This is a genomic window from Flavobacterium sp., assembly GCF_031363805.1.
Lineage (GTDB): Bacteria > Bacteroidota > Bacteroidia > Flavobacteriales > Flavobacteriaceae > Flavobacterium.
This window is the reverse complement of record NZ_JANLVD010000272.1, coordinates 1-2,441: the sequence shown is the minus strand read 5'-3', so window position 1 is coordinate 2,441 and position 2,441 is coordinate 1. Positions and strand designations below refer to the sequence as shown.

General features: G+C 32.3%; 3 protein-coding genes. 2 read left to right on the top strand and 1 reads right to left on the bottom strand.

Translation table 11 applies throughout. The annotated features are described in order from the left end of the window. The coding region (locus tag RMN92_RS14515; protein WP_309610159.1) for a Smr/MutS family protein at positions 1-544 on the top strand (544 nt) is incomplete at its 5' end. A 1-nt stretch (position 545) separates the two neighbouring features. Here the strand turns inward: RMN92_RS14515 and RMN92_RS14510 are convergent. Continuing rightward, positions 546-1,502, bottom strand: coding sequence for a hypothetical protein (locus RMN92_RS14510; RefSeq protein ID WP_309610158.1), 957 nt, complete (start codon positions 1,500-1,502; stop codon positions 546-548). A 210-nt stretch (positions 1,503-1,712) separates the two neighbouring features. On the opposite strand from RMN92_RS14510, the gene RMN92_RS14505 reads away from it, so the two are divergent. Continuing rightward, a partial coding sequence (locus RMN92_RS14505) for an MFS transporter (protein WP_309610157.1) occupies positions 1,713-2,441 on the top strand: 729 nt, incomplete at its 3' end.

Sequence of the window (2,441 nt, the reverse complement as noted above, 5' to 3'; positions counted from 1 at the left end):
AGGAGATAAAATTTCTGTTATTGACGATGCTATAAACGGTAAAGTTTTAAAAGTAAATGGAAAAACCATTACGGTTGAAACGGAAGATGGTTTTGAACTTGATTTTGAAGAAAAAGAACTAATATTAATTGAATCTTCGGGGGAATTATTAAACAGTATTGCCAAAACCAATTTTTCTGAAATAGCCAAACAAAAAGAAATTCCGAAACCAAGAAGTTTTGTCAAAGAAAAAAAATCCAATAAGGATGAATTTGTCCTTGAAATTGATCTGCACATCGAAAAATTGGTTCCAAACAAACGAGGTATGAGCAACTACGATATTTTAAATATTCAAACGGAAACTGTAAAACGTCAAATGGATTTTGCCTTGCGAAACAGAATTCCGAAAGTAGTTTTTATACATGGAGTAGGCGAGGGCGTTCTAAAAGCTGAACTCGATTTTTTATTGGGTCGCTATGAAAATATTTCATTTCAAGATGCCAATTATCAAAAATATGGTCTAGGCGCAACAGAAGTTTACTTTATCCAAAAAAAGAATTTATAATTTATGGTGTAGTAATATATGTGCCAAAAACATAATTATCCAATAATGGTGTATAGGTTTGAAAACCTTTCTTAAAAGTTACTTTAAACAAAGTAATGGTATGTTTGTAAGCGGTTGGATTTGTTAATGCTTCGGTATCCACTTTTATAATTCCAGAAACGCTGGCAACGCCATCTTGACCAATCCATTCATCAACTAATAATGGAGAAGTTGGGGGAATGGAAGAACAGAAAAAATTCCCGTTCAAACTACCATTATAAGTTCTATAAACCACTTTATTAGTAGCATTTATCAATTGTGTTCTTGGACTACCAACTACTGTGATAGCATTTGGAAAAATTGTTTGATCCAAATCTAGTAACAAAACCTCATTGGCATTGTATCTGAAAATTAAATTGTTGTTGGTACATTTTATTGTTTGAGATAAACTGAATTCAAAAGGCAATTTAACTACATTAGTTCTATAATTTCCAAAAGCATAAGTATCGTAAACCACTTGTTTTCCTGTGGTCACAAAAGTCACGTTTTTCAAAACAATATTATGGTTAAAAGCTACAACAGTCGTACCATTAGTGTCAAATAATTTAGTTGTAATTATTTGCATTGTGCCACCAGTAATATTCCATTCTTCCAAAACTACAGGAGTTGCTGGAGCTGGCGAGCTGCATATTGAATTCGCAGCAACCGTTTGGCTATATTTTCTATAAAATATTGTAGTTGTATTTCCTATGGAAACTACTCTTGGGGTATTGACAACAGTTTCTACATTTGGAAAATTTTCTTCGGGAGTATTTAAAATTAAAGCTTCAGCCGCATTTATTTTATAAAATATATTGGAAGCGTCGCACTTAATAACGTTGGTATTGGTTTCAAAATTGAATGTTTCTGTAATCAAATCACCATCATTACAACTAGTCAATAATGATAAACTTAAAAATAGGATTATGAAATATTTCATATGGATATAATGTTTTTTAATTGGTCATATGTAATTCGCATATCAAAATTCGCTTTCTGACGAATTCTTCGGGTAGGCTCATTTCATTGGAATTAATTTTAAACAAAAATAATATTTTTAAACTCTAATGAAAGCTTTATTAATCAATTTAAGAAAATTTAAACATTATTACTATATTTGAATCCAAAACCACATTAAATACTTCGTTTTATGATTTCAGATACCAACAAAACCAACTATCCAGCACTTTACACCTTAATAACTGTTTTTTTCTTCTGGGGATTTATAGCGGCTGGAAATAGTATTTTTATTCCTTTTTGTAAAAGTTATTTTTCTTTGGATCAATTTCAGTCACAATTGGTTGACTTTGCATTTTACACCGCTTATTATATTGGCGCATTATTGTTGTTTGCACTCGGGGATTTATCTGGCAAAGATATTGTTGGAAAATGGGGTTACAAAAAAAGTATTGTGTACGGACTTTTATTTTCCGCATTAGGTGCTGCCGCCATGATAGTTGCTGTTGAAGCAAATGTTTATGCAGGAATGTTAGTAGGATTGTTTATAGTCGCCTTAGGATTTTCGTTGCAACAAACAGCAGCAAACCCATTTGCCATTTCACTGGGCGATCCAAAAACAGGAACCAGTAGAGTCAATTTGGGTGGCGGAATCAATTCATTTGGAACTACCATTGGCCCAATTGTCGTAGCATTGGCTTTATTTGGAACAGCCGAATCTGTAACGGATGAACAAATAAAATTATTAGAATTAAATAAAGTCGTAATATTATATGTAGGTGTGGGATTATTATTTATTGCTGCGGCAGCCTTGTTTTATTTTTCCAAAAAAGTACCCAGCGGTATTTCTATAGAACCCATGGAAAAAGCCAATAAAGCTTTGAGAACATTGGTGATTATGACTGTATTATTGGCAGTTTGT

Bases quoted from the DNA above. Each gene is read 5' to 3' on its own strand.
- RMN92_RS14510 (WP_309610158.1), bottom strand. From the start codon at position 1,502: ATGAAATATTTCATAATCCTATTTTTAAGTTTATCATTATTGACTAGT.